This window comes from Robiginitalea biformata HTCC2501 (assembly GCF_000024125.1).
GTDB lineage: Bacteria > Bacteroidota > Bacteroidia > Flavobacteriales > Flavobacteriaceae > Robiginitalea > Robiginitalea biformata.
Map to the genome: position 1 here is coordinate 1805821 of NC_013222.1, position 19189 is coordinate 1825009.

The following is a 19189-nucleotide window of genomic DNA, read 5'->3' on the forward strand; positions in this document are numbered from 1 at the left end:
TTCAGGCTTCCCGAAGGTGCAACGCCGGTTTCCTGAAATGAAAGTAGATGCCCGTGAGGGACACCAGGGCCGTAATGATAAAAAACTCCATGCTCAGCCCGATGGCCGTGGCTTCATCCAGTCCAAACCAGGCCGCCCCGTAATAGAAAAGCAATTCCCGGCTGCCGATGCCCCCAATGGTGATGGGGAGGACGGCCGCGATACTGCTCAGCAAAAAGAGGAGGAGGTAGGCGGGGGTGCCCGCGTCCACCTGCAGGGCTTGCAACAGGAGGTAGGCGGTTACCAGTTGGGCGGCCTGAACCACCGCCGAATAGGAAAGTGCATGCCAGAAAACGGGTTGCGCATACGGGAAAAGGCGGCCGTGCAACCACCAGTACAGGGCCAAGCTGGCAATCAGGCCCAGGCCGAGCCAGACGGCATAGGGCTCCAGCCATTCGGGGGCCAGCCAGAGCAGCAGCACGCCGCTGTAAAACACCAGCAGGTAGAGGCCGCTGAGGCGGTCGAGCAGCAAGACCCCCGCCACCCGGCGTACCCGGGTGCCAAATTCCCGGTGCAGGATATATCCCTTGTAGGCATCCCCCCCGATCCCCCCGGGCAGGAAGAGGTTGTAGAACATCCCGAGCAGGTAGAGCTGTCCATTGGCCTTTTCCGTCAGCGGTATCCCGATTTCCCGGAAATACCGGTTTAGCCTGAAGGCGGCAACCAATTTGGAAATGCAGAAAAACAACAGGGCGAGTGCCAGGTATCCCAATTGGCTGGAACGCACCGTATCCCAGACGTCCCGGAAGGGGATCCGCCGGAAGACGAAATAGAGCAGGAGCGCACTGAAAACGAGTTTCAGCAGTGCAATGCCCTTTTTACGCAGGTTCCCCACCGATCAATACATTTTTGATGCGATACGGCCTTTTGCTTTGGGATTCGTAGTAGGTCCGGATCAGCAATTCCATGACGATGCCGATTGTGAAGAGTTGGATACCCCCGAGGATAAACATCATGCCGAAGATCAGGAGCGGTCGCGTCCCGATATCCTGGCCAAAGCCAAACTTCACCACGAGCAAATACACGTTGATCGCCAGGCCGAGCAGGATGAGCAGGACCCCGAAAATCCCAAACAGGTGGATGGGGCGCTGGAAGTACTTCCGGATAAACAACAGCAGCATCATGTCCGCGATGACTTTGAAGACCCGTTCCAGGCCGTATTTGGATACCCCCGCATGGCGGGCGTGGTGGCGTACGGGTACCTGCTTGATCTGGGCGCCCTCCAGGAAGGCCAGCAAGGTGATAAACCGGTGCATTTCTCCGTAGAGGTTCAGGTCCTTGGCGATGGTCCGGGTGAATACTTTCAGGGCGCACCCGTTGTCCTTGATGTCGAGCTTCGTAACCCGGCGCACCAGGAAATTGGCAATTTTGGAGGGGATTTTCTTGATCAGCGAGTCCTGGCGCTTCTGACGGATGCCTGTGACCACGTCGTATTCTCCGCTCAGGGCAAAGGGCAGCATCAGCGGGATATCGGCCGGGTCGTTCTGCAGGTCGCCGTCCATGGTAATGATGTATTCCCCCTGGGCGTAGTCGAGCCCTGCAGCCAGGGCGAGGCTTTGCCCGTAGTTCTTTTTCAGGCAGACCAGGTGTACTTTCGGGTCGGCCATCCGGCGTACCGCCTGCCGGGTACCGTCTGTCGAGAAATCATCCACATACACAATCTGGTAGTTGTACCCTTCCAGGCTGGTGTGGATTTTTTCGGTGAGCAGGCGGACATTTTCTTCCTCGTTGTAGAGCGGAACGACGATCGAAAGGAGCGATTGGGTCAGGACCTCCATGGAACAGGCGTTGGATTCGGGTTCAAATGTACACCTTTTTTCGGCTTCAGCGTTTGGGGCCGAACTGGTCCAGCAGCTGCTGTGCGGCGCGGAATGGGCTGGTCCTGCGGGCCACAACCTGTTGTTCCAGCTCATCGTAAGCGGGGCCTACCCCCGGGATTTCATAGAAGCCCGACAGGAGTTGCTCGGATACCGCCTGCCGGAACCACGCGGTGTACTGCTGTTCCCGTTTCTTCTGAAAGGCCCCGGTTTTTCTGCCCTTTTCCCGGAATTTGTCTATCAGGTCCCAAATAGCTTCAATCCCGGTGTGCTCCGTCGAGGAACAGAGCAGGACTTCGGGCCGCCAGCCGTCTGGCTTGGGTGGGTAGAGGTGCAGGGCCTGTTCAAATGTGGATCGCGCACGGCGCGCAGCCTCCCGGTTGGCCCCGTCCGCCTTGTTGATCACGATCGCATCGGCCATTTCCACGATCCCCCTTTTGATCCCCTGCAGTTCGTCCCCGGCCCCGGCGATTTTCAGGAGCAGGAAAAAATCCACCATTCCGTGAACGGCGGTTTCGCTTTGGCCCACCCCCACGGTTTCAATCAGTATGACCTCATAGCCGGCCGCTTCGCAGAGACTGATGGTTTCCCGCGTTTTGCGGGTTACGCCCCCGAGGGAGGTGCCGGCAGGCGACGGGCGGATAAAAGCGCGTTCGTCCCGGCTGAGGGTGTTCATCCGGGTTTTGTCTCCCAGGATACTGCCCTTGCTCAGGCTGCTGGTGGGGTCTACTGCCAGGACGGCCACCTTCAGGCCCCTGCCGGTGAGATAGCCCCCCAGGCTTTCGATAAACGTGCTCTTTCCGGCACCGGGCACGCCCGTTACCCCGATGCGAATGCTGTTGCCTGAGAAGGGCAGGCAGCTTTCTACGAGTTCGCTGGCTGCTTCCCGGTCGTCGGGCAGGGTACTTTCCACCAGGGTGATGCCCCGCGCCAGGGCGGTCCGGTCCGAGGTGCGAATCCCCTCCAGGAGGTCTTTCGGTCCGGGTTTCGGGCGGGAAGATCGACCGCGGGCGGATTCCGTCCGGGCCGAATCCGGCCGTCCCCGTTTGTCGCCGTCTGGTTTCTGGGTAGGCGCCACGCAGGTCAGGGGTTTACTTTCACGAGTACTTCGGTCTGGTCCCACGCAAGGCGCATGAATACGTCCTGGCTGATTACGTCGAACTCAATGGTAAAATCCTCTACGGGTGACGGGAGTCCCAGGGCGGGCACCGCTACCTGAACCACATCGTGTTCCGGGTCCCGGGTGGTTTTGTCGCCCCCGCTCAGCAGGGTTACCCCCCAATCGGGCACCTCTTCGTTCAGGATGATGGTCCAGGCTTCCCGTCCCGGGATCGTCCAGAGCGAGTAGGTTCCTGCCGGCAGCGGCTTGCCACCTACATAGATGTCTCCGCTGGTGGTAAACGTGGTGGGTTCGTTGGCCCCGGTGCGCCAGACCTCGTCGTAGGGAACGAGTTCCCCGAAGATGGTCCGGCCCTTCTTGGAAGGACTGGAATAATTGACTTCCAGGGTTATGCCGGCCGCCTCGTATTGGGCCGTCCGTTCCGGGCTGTGTTTTTTTGTCTGCTCCCGCAGGTAGGGCATGCCCAAAAAATAAAACAGGAGCAGCAGGGCGCCGAAGACGATAACGATCCATTTGAAAATTTTCATCAGGTCTGGTTTTAAGTTGCCTAAATGTAGTAAATCACGGGCAACCCCGCGGGGTTGCCCGGGGATAATTCCCCCCGGCTATGAGCGGATGCAATTGGGAGCTGCCCACAGGTCAATAGCCCGAAACGGGTCAGAAATTCTCAAAGGAAAAAAGGGTTTCATTCCTGTATACCTGTCCAGGATGCAATTCGCAACCCGGGAAATCGCTGAAGTTCGGGGCATCCGGATACCCCTGGGTCTCAAAGCAAATACCCGCGAAATGGGGTGGGGTGTAAACCACCAGGGCCGGTTGGTTGGTGCTGACCTCCATCCGAATCCCGGATTCCCGGGAATACAGGACTGCGGCAGGCCCGTCCGGATCCAGTACATAGGGCGTGTCGAGCCGTATCTCGCCGATTTCCCGCTCCTGAATGAAGTCGTAGAGGCTGCCGGCAACTTCCAGGATGCGCCCTGTGGGCAACAGGCGCTCATCGGTTTCCAGGCGCTTGCCGGACCCGAGGCGCAGCCGGTAGTGGTCGATGGAATCAGAGTCATCCAGCTTAAAATACGAATGGTTCGTCAGGTTGACCACCGTGGGCCGGTCCGTTTCGGCCTCGTGCCTTACCATGAGGGTTTTCCCGGTGAGCCGGTAAATCAACCGGGTTCGCAATTCGCCCGGAAATCCCTCTTCGCCGTGCGGGCTGGTATATGCCAGTTGTACTTCCGCCGTGTCCCCGTCGCCCGAATGGGATTCGATGGTCCAGTACCGCTTGCCGAATCCGCGTTCTCCCCCGTGGAGGGTGATGCCGTCCCGGTGGGGGATCGGGTGGTATTCGTTTCCGATTCGCAGCCGGCCGCCGGAGATCCGCCCGGCAAAACGCCCCACGCAGGCCCCGAGGAAGGCGGGGTCATCCAGGTAGTCTTCCGGGGCGTCCCTGCCCACCACTACATCGGTGAATCGGCCCCGGGCATCCCGGAATTGCAGGCGTTGGATGATGGCCCCGTAATTCAAAACCCCGAGGCACAGGTGGTCGTTTTTTACAGTAACTTGTTCCAACGCAAATGCTAAAATTTCATTAAAAGTACACTTTTTTGAAACGCTGCACGGAAGCCCTCGTCCTTTAGATAGCAACCTAAAACAATCGAAACTGGAAACGCCGACCTTATTGGCAAACGACCTGATCGAACAGTGCCGGAATCGCGACCGCAGGGCGCAAATGGCCCTCTACCGGAAATATGCCCAGGGCATGTTCTGCGTGGCTATGCGGTTTGTCAAGAATGAGGCCGATGCCGAGGACCTGACCCAGGAAGCCTTTATCAAGGCCTTCCGTAAAATTGACCAGTACAAAGGGGAGGTGACCTTCGGTGCCTGGTTGAAACGGATTGTCGTAAACCGCTGTATCGATTTCCTCAAAGCCCGCCGGCAGCATTTTGTGGAACTGGAGGAAAACAGGTTGCAGGTAACCGAGGCGGAAAACTGGGAGGTGGAATCCGCCCTGGGGGTAGACGATGTAAAAGCTGCTATAGAAGAATTACCCGAGAATTACCGGTATGTCGTACAGCTCTACCTGGTGGAGGGATACGACCACTCGGAAATCTCGGAAATCCTGCAACTGCGGGAGAACACCTGCAGGACCCGCCTGATGCGGGGGAAGGGGTACCTCAGGGAACTATTAAAAGGTAAAAGACATGTCGCAGAATCTTAAGAAACTATTCGAGAATGAACGCAGGCGGGAATACCGGATGCCAGCAGGCCACGAATCCCGGTTTCAGCAGCGCCTGGAGGAGGCCTTCCCGGAGAAGCGCGGGAACCGCTTTTTCTGGATAGGTATGGCTGCCTCGGTGGCGGCCTTGCTCGGGGTTGCGTTCTGGCTCTTCCGGCAGGAGCCCGACTTGCCGGCCCAGGGGGAGCCTGTAGTGCAGCAGGACAGTACAGAGACCACCAGCGGCTTTTCCCTGGGGGATCTTTCCCCGGATTTGCGCAAGGTGGAGCAGTACTATACAGCCAGTATCCATATGGAGCTGGCGAACCTGGATATCTCGGATGAGAACAAGGCCGTGGCGGACGATTATATGAAGCGACTGCGGGAACTGGATACCGAATACCAAAACCTGGTGGTGGAGTTGAATGAAATCGGACCTAATGAAGAGACCATCTCCGCCATGATCAGGAATTTCCAGTTGCGGTTGCAGTTGTTGACCAGGTTAAAAGAGAAGTTGAACGAATTAAAACAATCAAAGAATGAATCAGTCAGTAGCAACAGCGTCTAAAACGCTGATCCTTGCCCTCCTGTTGGGGTGGCAGGCCGGGTACGCCCAAAAGTCTAAAACGTACAAGGAGTCTTTCAGTGTGGAACCGGATGTGGAAGTGGCCCTCAATACAAGCCATGCGGACATCGAATTCGAGACCTGGAACCGGAATGAAGTGTCCGTGGAAGCTGTGATCACCCTGGAAGGCGCCACCGAGGAAGAAGCTGCCGCCTATTTTGAAAACGGCGGGGTAGAAATTTTGGGCAACAGCTCCCGGGTTGAGGTGAGTACCCGCGCAGGGAATAATTGGTCCTTTCGATTTAACGGGGATTTCAACATGGGAGACATGGATTTCGTCATGCCGGAGATCCCGGATATCGAGCCGATCCTCGCGGACATCCAGATCCCGGATATCGGACCCGTCCTGGAGGGAATGGAGTTGCCGCCCATGCCGCCCATCCCTTTCCAGAGTTTCGACTACGAGGCTTTTGAGAAAGAAGGTGAGGCGTATATGAAGCGTTGGAAAAAGGAATTCGACAAGAAATTCGACAAGGAATACCAGCAGCGACTGGAGGAGTGGTCCAAGCGGGTGGCAGAACGCGCCAAAGCCATGGAGTCCCGGATAGAAGCACAGGAAGAGCGGCGCCAGGAACAAATGGAGCGGCGTGCGGAAATGATGGAACAGCGGGCCGAACAGCGCGAGCGGGCCCAGCGCGCCCGGGAAGAAGCCAGGGCGAAGCTGGCCGAGGCGCGGGAACGCGTCCGGGAGGATCGGGACCGTTCGCGGGTATTCTTTATGCAGGGGGAATCCGGAAACGGGAAGTACAACATCAAGAAAACCATCCGGATCAAAATGCCCAAAGGCGCCCGCCTGAAACTGAATGTGCGGCACGGGGAGGTGAAACTGGCCGAAAACTCGCTGAACATCCGGGCCACCCTGAATTATGCCAGCCTGAGTGCAGCGACTATCGAGGGGGAACAGACCTTTGTGGAAGCCCGGTATTCCCCCATCGCCGTGAAGGCGTGGAACAGCGGCCGCCTCAGCGCGGATTTTTCGGAGGATGTGAAGCTAAATGAAGTGGGCCGGCTCGACTTGTCGGCCACTTCATCCCAGGTGACCATCGACCGGCTGCTTCGGCAGGCGTCTATCAGGAACAACCTCGGGGGGGTAAGCATCGGGTACATTTCCGAAGATTTCAAGGACATGACCATTTCCGTAGACAACGGGCAACTGGCCGTGCAACTTCCCGACGGCTCCTACCGGATCAGCGTACAGAAGCGGGATTCCCGCGTGGATTACCCGGGTTACATCATCTGGGAAGGCACCGAATCGGCGACCACGGGCACCCGTAAAGGGTACCACCTTGCCCGAGACGCCGGAAGTTCCATCGTTATCAATGCCTCCTACAGCGACGTAAAACTGAATCGCTGACCCACTTTCCTTAACGCGGCAGCAAACCCCGCTGTGCGCCCGGCAGCCCGAATCTCCGGGCAGGCCGAAGCCCGATTCCCCGGGCAGGCCGAAAAGTCGATTCCCCGGACGGGCCGAAACCCGGTTTACTTAATGAATGTCCTCTTTGAGGAAATCCTGAAAATTGGCCTTAAACCTGTTGAGCCTCGGGACGGAGACATTTTGGATGTACGGGTTATCCGGATGCTTTCGTTCGTAATCCTGGTGGTATTCCTCGGCCTTGTAAAATTGGGTGAGGGGGGATACCTCGGTCACAATTGGCCGGTCGTAGACCCGCTGTTCTTCGAGCGCCTCCATATAGGCGGTGATAATCTGGCGCTCGGAATCATTTTCGTAAAATGCGATTGACCGGTACTGGGGGCCCCGGTCCGGTCCCTGACGGTTCGGCGTGGTCGGGTCGTGGGACCCGAAGAATACCTGGACGAGTTCAAAAAAGCTCACCACTTCCGGGTCGTAGTATACCTTCACGGCCTCTGCATGGGTGGTACGCCCGTAGCTGACCTGCTCGTAGGTGGGGTTTTCCTCCGTTCCGCCCGCATACCCCGATTCGGCTTCTGCAACGCCTTTGACGCTCTCAAAAATGGCCTCAACGCACCAGAAACAACCGCTGGCAAAATAGGCAGTTTCGTAGGCCGAGAGGTCTTGTGGGACTTCTTTTTCCATTTGCGGGGCAGTAGCCTGGCGACCCGATTCGGCAGTTTCGCCCTTTTTCGCTTTGGTCTGGCAGGAAATGGCCAGGATCAACCCGGCTGTTAGCAACAGGCTTCTCTTGATGTTTTTCATAGTAGTTACAATTTTTTTCAGGGCAGGTTGTATCAGTTCCCAATATACGAAGGGACACCGAGGAAGACCCCTAAATCGCTGTTAAAGGAATACCTCATGGAGGCCCGCCGTTAAAATGGTCGCATCCCATCCCGGATACTTACAGGGAATCCGGGCATTTCCCGCGGAACCGGGAGGAAATGGGGTGGCATCCGTGGGTCCGGGTACCGGTGAATCGGGATTTTCGCGATATTCGCCTTGTGAAATCCCGGATACTCCCCATACTGGACATTCCCTACAGCCCGGAAGCCTACCGGCGAATCCAGCTGGGAGGACTGGGCCCGGAGGCGTACCGCGGCTACCTGGAGGGTTTTTTCAGGGAGAGCGGAGCCCGGGTGGCGTACGGGGGGTATATGGAGAACCGGAGCCTGTATGCGGCGTACGCCCATTTCGGGACGACAGGCCAGGCTGCGAGGACCCTCCACCTGGGCCTGGACCTCTGGGCCCCGGAAGGCACCTCGGTACGCGCCCCAAAGGCCGGGCGGGTCCATAGTTGGGGAAACCATAAAAGTGCCGGTGACTACGGGCCGGTAATCCTGATGGAACACGAGACGGCAGGCGGCCCGATACACACCTTGTACGGACACCTGAGCCCGGATGACCTGCGGGGCCTCCGCCCGGGCCGGCGAGTGCGTGCCGGCGAGATCATCGGGCATCTGGGCGGGGAATCCGATAACGGGGGGTACTGGCCCCACCTGCATTTCAAGGTCATCCACGACCTGCAGGGCTACTCCGGGGACTATCCCGGGGTCACCGATGCCGGAAACCGCGCCTTTTTCGAAAGGAATTGCCCGGATCCGGCCCTTTTCCTTGGCTTACCCTAGTTAAAAATACCGACGAAATGCACGTTCCGTCGCCCAGGTGAATTTGGGGGCCGTGCCGTTTATCGATGATTTTTTACACCCTGACCGTTTATCGGTCGAATACCGAAAAATAAGGGGATTTCAGCGATTCACAACCGGGTGAAATGCCGACTGCGGAGTTATAATAGTGTAAAGCAACCAAGTCATGAAAGCTATTGTAACCATCCTTTTCGTTCTCTTCTTCGGACTGCTCGCCAACGCTCAGGACAGCGGGGAGCAAAAAGCCGCTACCATCGAAATGGGACTGGTTGAGCTGACAGAGATTGCCGCCCCTGCTGCCGCTGCCACTACCGGTACTGCAAAAGAAGTTGCCCGCCTGTATCGCCGCAAAGACTCCCGGGTTAAGAAGGAACTGAACTTCGCTACCAAGAAGCACTACCAGATGGCCTGATCAATCCCAGTCCCCTCTGTCCTTGAGAAACCCTCAGATGGACGCAAGTTTAAAGGCGGAAAGGGTTCAGGGTTTATCGGAGGTATCCCACGGATTCCTGTATGAATCTCACGGCACAGGTAGAAAACGCCTACAGGTTTTTCATCGATTAACGACCAATTCTTTCGCTGTCCCGAATTTGGGGCCCGAACCGTTTGTCGATGATTTTTTACACCCTGACCGTTTGTCGGTTGGATACCGAAAAATATGGGGTTTTCAGCGACTCATTTCCGGATATACCCCCTTCGCGGGGTTATCTTAGTATAAGGAAATCAAGTCATGAAAACATTCACAACCATCCTCTTTGTACTCTTCTTCGGACTGCTGGCCAACGCCCAGGACAACACCGGGAAAAAAGTTGAAGCCATCGAAATGGGAATCGTTCAGATGACTGAGATTAGTATTTCCACTGCGTCCGTCGACACTGCCGGAAAGCAGGAAGTTGCCCGCCTCTACCGCCGCAGCGATTCCCGGGTTAAGAAGGCCCTGAACTTCACCACGAAAAAACACTACCAGATTGCCTGATCAAGGCCTGGTATCACTGGCCGTACCCGGAGTTTGATCCCCCCCGGGCTGCCCCGCCTGCAAAGCTTCCGCCTGCAATACCGGCCCCAGGACTTCCCAGACATTGTCCGCGAGTATCCTGTGGCCTTCGGCCGTAGGGTGGATGCCGTCCTGTTGGTTGAGTTCGGGGATACCCCCCACGCCGTCCAGTAAAAAGGGGATGAGGTGCAAGTTGTGTTGGGCGGCCAGCTCCGGGAAAATTTCACGGAATTCCGTGGTGTAGGCCGGCCCCATGTTGGGTGGCAGTTGCATGCCGGCCAAAAGGATGCGGGTGGTAGAATCCGATTCGCGGACGCGTTCCACAATATCCTTCAGGTTTTTTCGCGTTTCGGAAAGGGGGATGCCGCGGAGCCCGTCGTTGGCGCCGAGTTCCAGTACAAATACAGCTACCGGTTGCCGGAGTACCCAGTCCAGCCGGTTGGCCCCGCTTGCCGTAGTTTCCCCGCTGAGGCCGGCATTGACTACCTGGTAGTCGTACCCCAGGGAATCGAGGCGTTCTCCGATTAGTGCCGGGAAAGCCTGCTCGGGCTCCAGGCCCAGGCCGGCGGTAAGGGAATCCCCGAAGAAAAGAATCGTATTCCCGGAACTTTCCCCGGGAGCCTCTTCCTCGGAAGCCGCGTTTTCTGGAAGCTCTTCAGCTTGTTTTTCGGATGGTTCGCCTTTGCAGGCTACCAGCAGGAAAAGGAATAAAATATAACGAAACTTTAAGAGTCCGGACATGGGTTTTTGGGGGGTGTTTTAATTTGTAATGTGTATTTTACGCGCCTTGAAAACGCCAATGAATAGCGACTTATGTCAAATATATTAAACGTTCGCGAGCTTCGGAAGAGCTATGACAGCGGAGGGAGCGAACTAACCGTCCTGGATGATATTACCTTTTCGGTTCCCGAAGGGACCTCCTACGCCATTGTAGGGCCCTCCGGGAGTGGGAAAACCACCTTGCTGGGACTTTGCGCCGGCCTGGATGCCACAGACGCGGGCACCGTGGAACTCTGCGGGGTTTCCCTGGAAAGCCTCAGCGAGGACGAACGGGCTGTGCTGAGAAACCGGAAGGTCGGCTTTATTTTCCAGAACTTCCAATTGTTGCCCACCCTCACCGCCCTGGAAAACGTGAGCGTACCCCTGGAATTGCGGGGCGAAAAACAGGCGGGCGAACAGGCACGGGAACTCCTGGCAAAAGTAGGCCTGGGGGAACGCGTGCATCATTATCCCAGTCAGCTTTCCGGCGGGGAACAGCAGCGGGTGGCACTGGCCAGGGCTTTTGCAAACCGGCCGGAGGTACTTTTTGCGGACGAACCGACTGGGAACCTGGACGAGGAAACCGGAAACCGGGTGGTGCAATTGCTCTTTGACCTGAACAAGGAGGCGGGCACCACGCTGATCATCGTCACCCACGATATGGACCTGGCCCGTCGCTGCGACCGGATGCTTCGGCTCAAAGGGGGCAAGGTTTACCAACGCGAAGAATTGCCCGCCTGATGCAGCACAACCAACGGGGAAATCAAACAGCAGGAGTGCGCTGGCTATTTCGGATGGCCTGGCGCGACGGTCGTGCCAGCCTGAAGCGACTCGTCCTTTTTATGGGGGCAATCGTCCTGGGGATTGGGGCGTTGGTGGCCATTCAGAATTTTGGCCTCACCCTGGAAAATACCATTGCCGGACAGTCTAAAGAACTGATGGGGGCCGATTACCTCATCGATATGGACCACGCCCCTTCCCCGGAATTGCTCGACACGATCCGGCAGGTTCCCGGGGAGTACTGGCAGGAGGTGAATTTTGCCTCCATGGTGGCCTTCCCGGACCGGGAGGGGACCCGCCTGGTTCGGATCCGGGGGATGGAGGCAGGCTACCCCATTTACGGCGCGCTGGAAACAGAACCGGCCGATGCGGCTGCAAGTTATCAGAACGAACCGGGGGGCGCCCTCCTGGACGAGTCCCTGATGACGCAGTACAACCTCCGGGCCGGGGATTCCGTGACGATCGGCAACCTGACACTCCCAATCTCCGGGGGGATTATCTCCGCCCCGGGGAATACCGCCGTCACTACTTCTGTAGCTCCGGTTATCTGGATGCCCTTTTGGAGAATCGAGGAAACCGGCCTGATCCAGACGGGAAGCCGCGTAGAGTACAATTTTTACTTCAAGGCACCCGAAGGTGCGGATATCGAAGCTATCTATGAGGAATGGGACCCGGTCATGGACCGGAACAACGCCGATGTGGACCTGCACACAGATACGAGCCAGCGCCTGGGCCGGCGCTTTGAGAATGTCGGCCGTTTCCTGAAACTGGTGGCCTTCGTGGCCCTGTTGCTCGGCTGTCTCGGCATTGCCAGTTCCGTCCACATCTACATGCGGGAGAAACGACAGTTTATCGCCATCCTGAAATGCATGGGGGCTACCCGCCGGCAGACCTTCCAGGTTTTCCTGATACAGATCTGCGGCATCGGCCTGCTGGGCGGCCTGCTCGGGACCGGTATCGGGTTGGCCCTCCAGCAGGTATTCCCGATGTTTGTCGCCGATTTCCTGCCCCTGGAACTCGACTGGAGCGCCCACTGGGGCCCCGTGGTCCTGGGTATCCTGCTCGGTTTGGTTATGGCTGTGCTTTTTGGCCTCCTGCCGCTGCTGGGCACCTGGTTTGTCAGCCCGCTGGCGGCCCTGCGGATCGGGATGAAGAATTCGCGCATCTCCAAAAGGCTGACGGCCCTGGTCCTTTTTCTGATCCTCCTGGTGCTCTGGGGGGTATCCACCGGGCTGCTCGGACAGCCGCTCCGCGCTTTGGGCTTTGTGGCCGGCATCGCGGTGACCTTTTTGATTCTCGCCGGGGTGGCCTGGGGGTGTATGCGGCTGATCCGCAAGTTTTTTCCGCACTCCTGGGGGTTTGAGGCGCGTCAGAGCCTGCTGAACCTGTTCCGCCCCAATAACCAGACGCTGGTACTCATCCTCGCCATCGGGATCGGGACTTTCCTGATCAGCACCTTGTATTTTACCCAGGATATGTTGCTGATCCGGGCGGAAGTTGAGGACCAGCGCCCCGAGGCGAACCTGATTCTCCTGGATGTCCAGGCCGAACAACAGGAGGCGGTTGCCGGCACCACCCGCGACCAGGGGCTGCCGGTTATCGAAAACATTCCCATCGTGACCATGCGCCTGGACCGGATCAAGGACCGCAGGGTGGAGGAAATCCGCAAAGACACGACTTCTACCATCAACCAGTGGATCCTCTCGCACGAATTCCGTGTGACCTACCGGGATTCGCTGATTGGCTCGGAAACGCTCAGGGAAGGGGAGTGGACCCCCGAATATTCGGGCGAAGGCCCGATCCCGGTATCCCTGTCCGACAACGTGGCCCGGGATGCCCAGGTTACCATCGGCGACCGGCTTGTTTTCAATGTCCAGGGCGTCCTGATGGAAACCGAGGTGGCGAGCATCCGGGAAGTGGACTGGGGCCGATTGCAACTCAACTTTTCAGTGGTTTTCCCCCCGGGCGTATTGGAAAGCGCCCCCCGATTCCACGTCCTGACGACCCGGGCGCCGGATGCGGGTACATCGGCCAGCCTCCAGCAGACCCTGGTCCGCCTCTATCCGAATATCACCGTACTGGACATCCGCCAGTTGCTCACGGTGGTCTCCGACATCCTCGACAAAATCGGCTGGGTAATCCGGTTTATGGCATTTTTCAGCATTCTCACGGGCCTGATCGTCCTGCTGGGCGCTGTCAGGACCAGCAAATACCAGCGTATCCGGGAAAGCGTGCTCTTGCGGACGCTCGGGGCGGAATCCCGGCAGATTGTCCGGATTACGGCCCTGGAATACATATTTTTGGGGGGGATCGGCAGCGTCATGGGGGTGTTCCTGGCGTTGGTGGCTACCCAGTTGCTCGCCCTGAATATCTTTGAGACTTCCTTTGTGCCTTCCTGGGTGCCGTTTGCCGTCGTGGCACCGGGCATCTGCCTCATGGTATTGGCTATCGGCCTGTTCAACAGCCGGTCGGTGATCAGCAGCCCCCCGCTGCAGGTTTTGAGGAAAGAAGGGATTTGATACGCGTGTTTGGCGCAGATTCGCACCCGGCAGGACATAACCTGTAACCCAAAGGCAGCGTACTGAACAACCAGGCCGAATTATCCTGCCGGAGTGGGAGGAGCGGATCAGCCGGTGCGTATCCTGCATCCACGAGGCTTTATTCTGCGAATTGCGGTACCACAATGTAAATTTTCCCGAAGAAAATGAAACACTTTGGCAACTTTTACTACTAACGATATATATTGACTAATTCTTAACACCACAGAAAATGAAAAATTTGCGTTACGTATTATTGGCAATCCTGGTAACCGCCGGCTTCCAGGCTCAGGCCCAGACCGCCGACGAAATCCTGGATACCTACTTTGAGAATATCGGCGGGAAGGAGAACTTCAGGAACCTGGAGGGGATGAAGATAACCGCCAAGGTGAACCAGCAGGGGATGGAAATCCCTCTGGAAATATACCAGATGGCCGACGGCCGGCAGATGACCGTCATCAAATTCCAGGGACAGGAACTCAAGCAAGGCGTCTTTGACGGGGAAACCCTCTGGGGGACGAATTTCCAGACCATGAAGCCCGAGAAGAGCGATGCGGAGTCCACAGCGAACTTCAAACTGAATACCAACGACTTCCCGGATTCCTTCCTGGATTACGAATCCAAGGGGTACACCGTGGAACTCGTGGGAACTGAAACCATCGAGGGGACGGAAACCTACAAGATCAAATTGGTAAGGGAACCCCTGACGATTGACGGGGAAACCAGGGAAGATGTGTCTTTTTACTACTTCGATACGGAAAATTACGTGCCCATCGTCATGGAATCCGAGGTACACCAGGGTCCGATGAAGGGACAAACCCAGTACATCACCTTCAGCGACTACCAGGAAGTGGACGGGTTGTACTTTCCCTTTTCCATGTCCCAGGGGATCAAGAACGGCCAGTCGCAACCGATATCCATGGACAGCATTGAGCTGAACCCGGAGGTGGATGCGGCCGCCTTTGCCTTTCCCGAAGAAATGACCGAAGCAAAAGACTAACCCGGTGTTAAACCAGTAACCTCCCAACATGAAATTATCCAAGCTGCTCCTGCTGCTTGCCGTCGCCGTATGTCTGCCGGCGGCAGGCCAGCAACGCGATACCCTCCGTGCCGACAACCTGTTCGGCGACCTGAGGGCCCGGCACATTGGCCCGGCCCTGATGAGCGGGCGTATCAACGACCTGGAACTCCACCCGACCAACAACCGCGTCCTCTATGTGGCTTCGGCCGGCGGGGGCGTATGGAAATCCGGGGATGCCGGTACCACCTTTGCCCCGATATTTGAAGACCATTGCCAATCCATCGGCGTGGTGACCCTGGACCCCACGGACCCGGATAACACGATCTATGTGGGAACCGGGGAAACCTGGACCCGGAACAGCGTCTCGGTGGGATGCGGCTTGTTCCGCTCAGGGGATGCCGGCGCCACCTGGGAGAAACTCGGTTTTGAAAACAGCGAGCGGATCGCCAATATCCTGATCAACCCGGACAATCCCGATGAAATCTACGTGGGCGTCCTCGGGGCGCTCTGGAGCGACAGCGAAGAACGCGGGGTCTATAAATCCGCGGATGGCGGGAGCACCTGGACGAAGATCCTCTATGTGGACCCCCGGACCGGGGTGGCCGACATGGCGATGGATCCCACCGACCCGAATACCATCTACGCCTCCATGTGGGAATTCCGGCGAACCCCCTGGTCGTTTGAGTCCGGCGGTGGAAACAGTGCCCTGTACAAATCAGTCGACGGCGGACAGAGCTGGAACAAAATCCACAACGGTTTCCCCGAAGGCAAATTGGGAAGGCTGGCCATTGCGGCGGCCCCGTCAAACCCCAAGGTGCTCTACACGGTCATCGAGGCGGAGCAACCCGAGCGGAAAGGCCTGTATCGCAGCGACGATGCAGGAGCCAGTTGGTCGCAACTCAACAACGACTTCGAAATAACCGTCAGGCCGTTCTATTTTTCGCGTATCGTCGTGGACCCGCGGGATGAGAACGTCGTTCTGAAAGCCGGGTTGAGCGGCTCGGTTTCCCGGGATGGCGGGAAGACCTTCCGGAACCTGGGCAATATGCACTCGGATATCCACGACCTGGCCTTCAGCATTGTGGACTCGGATATTATCTATGCCGGTACGGACGGGGGCCTGTACCGCAGCTGGGACGGGGGGAATACCATGGAGATCACCGAGGACCTGCCCCTTTCCCAGTTCTATCATATCAGTGTGGACAATGCGACGCCCTATAATGTATATGGCGGCCTGCAGGATAACGGTTCCTGGTATGGCCCGACCTCGGCTCCTGGCGGGATCCGGGGGCGCCACTGGACGTCTATCGGGCAGGGCGACGGATTCCGGGTCCTCAAACACGCCACCAAACCGGTCATCTATTCGGAAATGCAGGGCGCGCAAAACGTATGGCGGACGGATACCGAAAAGCAATTGATCAAGACGATCCAACCGCAACCCTCCCCGGGGGCCGAAGACCTTCGGTTTAACTGGAATGCGCCTATGGCGCTGAGCCCCACGCAGCCCGACAGGCTGTATATGGGCAGCCAGTACCTGCACAAGTCCGAGGATATGGGGGATACCTGGGAGGTGATCAGCCCGGACCTGACCACGGACGACCCTGCCAAACAGCAGCAGGAGGACTCCGGCGGCCTCTCCATGGATAATTCCGGTGCGGAGAACCACACCACCATCTTTACCATTGCCGAATCGCCACGGGACGAGCAGGTGATCTGGGTGGGTACTGACGACGGGAATGTACAGGTGACCCGGGACGGGGGAAAGACCTGGACAAACACGGTGGCAAATGTGCCGGGCCTCCCGGCCAATACCTGGGTGTACCACATTGAGGCGAGCGTGCACGACGCCGGCACGGCCTATGCGGTATTCGAGGGGCATTCCCATGGCGATATGACCCCCTATGCGTATAGAACCACGGATTTCGGGAATACCTGGACCTCGATTATCACGGATGAGGTTGAGGGATTCGCCCGCAGCCTGCAGGAGGATTACGAAAACCCGGACCTGTTGTTCCTGGGTACGGAATTCGGACTGTTCGTCACCCTGGACGGGGGGCTTAGCTGGACGCCGTTCCGGAACAACCTGCCCCCGGTTGCCGTACATTACCTGGAACTCCACAAGGGCACCAACGACCTGGTGCTCGGTACGCACGGCCGGGGCGTGATCATCATAGACGACATCTCCCCCTTGCGTGAAATCAATGCGGAGGTGCTCGGGGAGACGCTGCATTTTTTCGAGGGCGAACCTACCGTGATTGATGAAACCAGCAGCTTTGGCAGTTCCACGGTATCCACCGAATTTGTCGGTGGCAACCGAAGCCGGGCGGCACAGATCAAATACTTCATGAAAAGCCGGCATACTTTCGGGAAGATGACCATGGAGATCCGGGATGCCAGCGGGAACAAGGTGCTGGACCTGGAACCCGGCAAGTCCAAGGGAATCAATATCGTCAACTGGGGATACGTCCGAAAACAGCCCAAAGTGGCCCGTGCCAAAACCTTCTCTTTCGGGGGCTTTACTTCCCCGACGGTACCGGCAGGTTCCTATACGGCAGTCATCACCAAGGGCCGGGACACCTATGAATACCCCTTTGAGCTCGTATATGCCGACAACGGGATTTCCGATGAAGCCCGGGCCCGGAAATACGAAACCACCATGGAGCTCTACGACATGACCCAGGACCTGGCCTACCTCGTGTACCAGCTGGACGCCTATATCGCCCAGGCAGAGGCGGCCGGGGACACCCGGGAACTGAAGAAACTCAATGCCCTGAAGGAGACCCTGGTCATCACCACCGGCGACAATTACGTAGGTTCCGCCGAGCCCCAACTGCGGGAAAAAATGGCAGACCTTTACAGCAAGGTGGCCGGCAGCTACGACGCGCCAACTGCTGCCGACCGGGCCAATCTGGAACTTATCCGCCAGCGGTTTGAAGAAGGCAAGGCGGAGTTTGAATCGCTGAAGCCAAAAGTAAAGGGAGGGGAGACCCTGGAACTCGCCGACTTTGAAGCCTTCCTTGAAATGGATTGATCGGCTGTTTTCGGCGAATTATCAAAGATTCCAACTATCCGCCGCCCTCACAGGGCGGCGGATTTTTTTATTAGGGCAGGACCACCCGGATCGGGAAGCGGTTTTCCAGCAACAGTTTTTCTGCCTCCGAAGCCTCTGTAAGCGTCTTGCCGAAGACCCTCCGGGAATACTCGTCCCGCACTTCATTGACTGCGCGGGCAATCCGGTCTTTCAGGTAGACGTACTGCCGGTATTTTACATCGAGCTCCAATTCCACCACGTACAGGGCTTCCCGGCCGAATTCCCGGGCGTGCCGGTGGACGCGTTCGGCCAGCCGCTCCGGGGAGACGAGCTGGTCTTCCACGATGGTTTGAGTCCGCTCATTCAGGTAAAGCCGAAGGATATTCGCCCCGCGGGAGGCATACCGGGCTGCCTGGCCGCTAACGGTTTCCGGCAACAGGTCGGGCAGGGCGGCGGATCCGGCCTGCAGGTCGATCAGGTAATAGGTTTGCAACCGGTAAAAGGGGTGTTCAAAGGCTGCTTCCCCGAGGATGTCGAGCAGGGAGGACGCCTGCAGGTCTGCACGGATCCCTTCGGTAACCAGCACGTCCCGCCGGTCCAGGAAACGGGTGAGCATGGCTTCCGGGTTGTCCGAACGGAAACGCTCCAGGGCCAGCTGGCAGGCACGCCATGCGGTGGAATCGACGGGTAGGGCCCGGAGGCGGTCGCGGAATCGGAACGGCATCGCCGCTTCGATCCGCTGGCCGGAGGCAATGCGTTGCAGGAGTCCCCTGTAATCGGCTGGGGCGGTACCCTCCAGGAGTTCCAGCTCAACCAGGGTCGCTTCATAACCGGACATCAGGCTGTCAAGAACGGAGCCGTCGGACTGATAGGAGTCCCTGAGACAGGTATAAAAGGTGGATGCCTCTGCGGTTGCCTGGCCGTGGGCTACCGGATATGCGCCCACCAGGCATAAGCAAGCGAGCAATTTCAGAGCGTTTCGATACCTCAATGGGAGCAGCATGTACGACATAGGCGGGAATTTGGGATGTAAAAAGATACAAAATCCGCCGGGTATCCGGCACGAAAGGAATGGAATTGCCGGGATGGACAGGTTGTTTACCCCATATTTGGGTCGTTGGTCCCGAATTTAACAGAAAACTGGCAATTCCGGCGTATTTTCAGGAAGTTTAAACCGTATCTTCACCCTATGATACTACT

The 19189-nt window shown here is 57.6% G+C and carries 18 protein-coding genes; 10 read left to right on the plus strand and 8 right to left on the minus strand.

Annotated features, from left to right (window positions below; genetic code table 11):
* Nucleotide 1: 1 nt before the first annotated feature.
* The 5 genes from RB2501_RS08060 to RB2501_RS08080 form a co-directional block, all read right to left on the minus strand.
* A complete protein-coding gene (locus tag RB2501_RS08060; protein WP_015754281.1) occupies nucleotides 2–874 on the minus strand; it encodes a lysylphosphatidylglycerol synthase transmembrane domain-containing protein in 873 nt (290 codons plus the stop codon).
* Complete coding sequence (locus tag RB2501_RS08065) at nucleotides 858–1817, minus strand: glycosyltransferase family 2 protein (RefSeq protein ID WP_015754282.1); 960 nt, start codon at nucleotides 1815–1817, stop codon at nucleotides 858–860. The genes RB2501_RS08060 and RB2501_RS08065 overlap by 17 nt, the downstream gene beginning before the upstream one ends.
* A 46-nt stretch (nucleotides 1818–1863) precedes the next feature.
* Nucleotides 1864–2934: a methylmalonyl Co-A mutase-associated GTPase MeaB gene (gene meaB, locus RB2501_RS08070; protein WP_015754283.1), complete on the minus strand. Its 1071-nt coding sequence runs from the start codon at nucleotides 2932–2934 to the stop codon at nucleotides 1864–1866.
* A 5-nt stretch (nucleotides 2935–2939) separates the two neighbouring features.
* The gene (locus tag RB2501_RS08075) at nucleotides 2940–3503 is read right to left on the minus strand and encodes a DUF2911 domain-containing protein (RefSeq protein WP_015754284.1); all 564 of its coding nucleotides are present in this window, start codon (nucleotides 3501–3503) and stop codon (nucleotides 2940–2942) included.
* Nucleotides 3504–3633: 130 nt separating this feature from the next.
* Nucleotides 3634–4539: an aldose epimerase family protein gene (locus RB2501_RS08080; RefSeq protein ID WP_015754285.1), complete on the minus strand. Its 906-nt coding sequence runs from the start codon at nucleotides 4537–4539 to the stop codon at nucleotides 3634–3636.
* Between the two features lie 109 nt (nucleotides 4540–4648).
* Between RB2501_RS08080 and RB2501_RS08085 the strand changes: the two genes are divergently transcribed.
* The 3 genes from RB2501_RS08085 to RB2501_RS08095 are packed head-to-tail and all read left to right on the plus strand — an operon-like array spanning nucleotide 4649 to nucleotide 7164.
* The gene (locus RB2501_RS08085; RefSeq protein ID WP_015754286.1) at nucleotides 4649–5188 is read left to right on the plus strand and encodes an RNA polymerase sigma factor; all 540 of its coding nucleotides are present in this window, start codon (nucleotides 4649–4651) and stop codon (nucleotides 5186–5188) included.
* Complete coding sequence (locus tag RB2501_RS08090; RefSeq protein WP_041327094.1) at nucleotides 5172–5753, plus strand: hypothetical protein; 582 nt, start codon at nucleotides 5172–5174, stop codon at nucleotides 5751–5753. Before RB2501_RS08085 ends, RB2501_RS08090 begins: the two co-directional genes overlap by 17 nt.
* Nucleotides 5725–7164 carry a DUF4097 family beta strand repeat-containing protein gene (locus tag RB2501_RS08095; RefSeq protein WP_015754288.1) on the plus strand — a complete coding sequence of 480 codons (1440 nt, stop codon included), beginning with the start codon at nucleotides 5725–5727 and terminating at the stop codon, nucleotides 7162–7164. The genes RB2501_RS08090 and RB2501_RS08095 overlap by 29 nt, the downstream gene beginning before the upstream one ends.
* 129 nt (nucleotides 7165–7293) lie before the next feature.
* On the opposite strand, the gene msrA is transcribed toward RB2501_RS08095, so the two are convergent.
* Entirely contained in the window at nucleotides 7294–7986 is a 693-nt protein-coding gene (msrA, locus tag RB2501_RS08100; RefSeq protein WP_015754289.1) for a peptide-methionine (S)-S-oxide reductase MsrA, read from the minus strand.
* 239 nt (nucleotides 7987–8225) lie between these two features.
* On the opposite strand from msrA, the gene RB2501_RS08105 reads away from it, so the two are divergent.
* From RB2501_RS08105 to RB2501_RS08115, 3 genes are all read left to right on the plus strand, one after another.
* A complete protein-coding gene (locus RB2501_RS08105) occupies nucleotides 8226–8849 on the plus strand; it encodes a peptidoglycan DD-metalloendopeptidase family protein (protein ID WP_187289152.1) in 624 nt (207 codons plus the stop codon).
* Nucleotides 8850–9033: 184 nt separating this feature from the next.
* The gene (locus tag RB2501_RS08110) at nucleotides 9034–9279 is read left to right on the plus strand and encodes a hypothetical protein (protein ID WP_015754291.1); all 246 of its coding nucleotides are present in this window, start codon (nucleotides 9034–9036) and stop codon (nucleotides 9277–9279) included.
* A 318-nt stretch (nucleotides 9280–9597) separates the two neighbouring features.
* A complete protein-coding gene (locus RB2501_RS08115; RefSeq protein WP_015754292.1) occupies nucleotides 9598–9843 on the plus strand; it encodes a hypothetical protein in 246 nt (81 codons plus the stop codon).
* On the opposite strand, the gene RB2501_RS08120 is transcribed toward RB2501_RS08115, so the two are convergent.
* Nucleotides 9844–10602 carry an arylesterase gene (locus tag RB2501_RS08120; protein WP_015754293.1) on the minus strand — a complete coding sequence of 253 codons (759 nt, stop codon included), beginning with the start codon at nucleotides 10600–10602 and terminating at the stop codon, nucleotides 9844–9846. It abuts the gene before it with no gap.
* A 72-nt stretch (nucleotides 10603–10674) separates the two neighbouring features.
* Here RB2501_RS08120 and RB2501_RS08125 point away from each other — a divergent pair, with 72 nt between their 5' ends.
* The 4 genes from RB2501_RS08125 to RB2501_RS08140 all read left to right on the plus strand — a co-directional run bounded on the left by RB2501_RS08125 (nucleotide 10675) and on the right by RB2501_RS08140 (nucleotide 17989).
* Nucleotides 10675–11361, plus strand: coding sequence for an ABC transporter ATP-binding protein (locus RB2501_RS08125; protein WP_015754294.1), 687 nt, complete (start codon nucleotides 10675–10677; stop codon nucleotides 11359–11361).
* Nucleotides 11362–11414: 53 nt separating this feature from the next.
* Nucleotides 11415–13919, plus strand: coding sequence for an ABC transporter permease (locus RB2501_RS08130; protein WP_015754295.1), 2505 nt, complete (start codon nucleotides 11415–11417; stop codon nucleotides 13917–13919).
* A 250-nt stretch (nucleotides 13920–14169) separates the two neighbouring features.
* Nucleotides 14170–14937: an outer membrane lipoprotein-sorting protein gene (locus RB2501_RS08135; RefSeq protein WP_015754296.1), complete on the plus strand. Its 768-nt coding sequence runs from the start codon at nucleotides 14170–14172 to the stop codon at nucleotides 14935–14937.
* Between the two features lie 28 nt (nucleotides 14938–14965).
* Nucleotides 14966–17989: a WD40/YVTN/BNR-like repeat-containing protein gene (locus RB2501_RS08140; RefSeq protein WP_015754297.1), complete on the plus strand. Its 3024-nt coding sequence runs from the start codon at nucleotides 14966–14968 to the stop codon at nucleotides 17987–17989.
* A gap of 70 nt (nucleotides 17990–18059) precedes the next feature.
* Here RB2501_RS08140 and RB2501_RS08145 read toward each other — a convergent pair whose 3' ends face one another.
* Nucleotides 18060–19001 (minus strand): hypothetical protein, encoded by a 942-nt coding sequence (locus RB2501_RS08145; protein WP_148214319.1) that lies wholly within the window; start codon nucleotides 18999–19001, stop codon nucleotides 18060–18062.
* Nucleotides 19002–19189 lie beyond the last annotated feature (188 nt).

Excerpts from the sequence above, each read along its gene's own strand:
- RB2501_RS08065 (WP_015754282.1), bottom strand. The coding sequence starts at position 1,817 with ATGGAGGTCCTGACCCAATCGCTCCTTTCGATCGTCGTTCCGCTCTAC.
- RB2501_RS08075 (WP_015754284.1), bottom strand. The coding sequence starts at position 3,503 with ATGAAAATTTTCAAATGGATCGTTATCGTCTTCGGCGCCCTGCTGCTC.
- RB2501_RS08090 (WP_041327094.1), top strand. The coding sequence starts at position 5,172 with ATGTCGCAGAATCTTAAGAAACTATTCGAGAATGAACGCAGGCGGGAA.
- RB2501_RS08095 (WP_015754288.1), top strand. The coding sequence starts at position 5,725 with ATGAATCAGTCAGTAGCAACAGCGTCTAAAACGCTGATCCTTGCCCTC.
- msrA (WP_015754289.1), bottom strand. The coding sequence starts at position 7,986 with ATGAAAAACATCAAGAGAAGCCTGTTGCTAACAGCCGGGTTGATCCTG.
- RB2501_RS08110 (WP_015754291.1), top strand. The coding sequence starts at position 9,034 with ATGAAAGCTATTGTAACCATCCTTTTCGTTCTCTTCTTCGGACTGCTC.
- RB2501_RS08115 (WP_015754292.1), top strand. The coding sequence starts at position 9,598 with ATGAAAACATTCACAACCATCCTCTTTGTACTCTTCTTCGGACTGCTG.
- RB2501_RS08120 (WP_015754293.1), bottom strand. The coding sequence starts at position 10,602 with ATGTCCGGACTCTTAAAGTTTCGTTATATTTTATTCCTTTTCCTGCTG.
- RB2501_RS08125 (WP_015754294.1), top strand. The coding sequence starts at position 10,675 with ATGTCAAATATATTAAACGTTCGCGAGCTTCGGAAGAGCTATGACAGC.
- RB2501_RS08130 (WP_015754295.1), top strand. The coding sequence starts at position 11,415 with ATGGCCTGGCGCGACGGTCGTGCCAGCCTGAAGCGACTCGTCCTTTTT.
- RB2501_RS08135 (WP_015754296.1), top strand. The coding sequence starts at position 14,170 with ATGAAAAATTTGCGTTACGTATTATTGGCAATCCTGGTAACCGCCGGC.
- RB2501_RS08140 (WP_015754297.1), top strand. The coding sequence starts at position 14,966 with ATGAAATTATCCAAGCTGCTCCTGCTGCTTGCCGTCGCCGTATGTCTG.
- RB2501_RS08145 (WP_148214319.1), bottom strand. The coding sequence starts at position 19,001 with ATGTCGTACATGCTGCTCCCATTGAGGTATCGAAACGCTCTGAAATTG.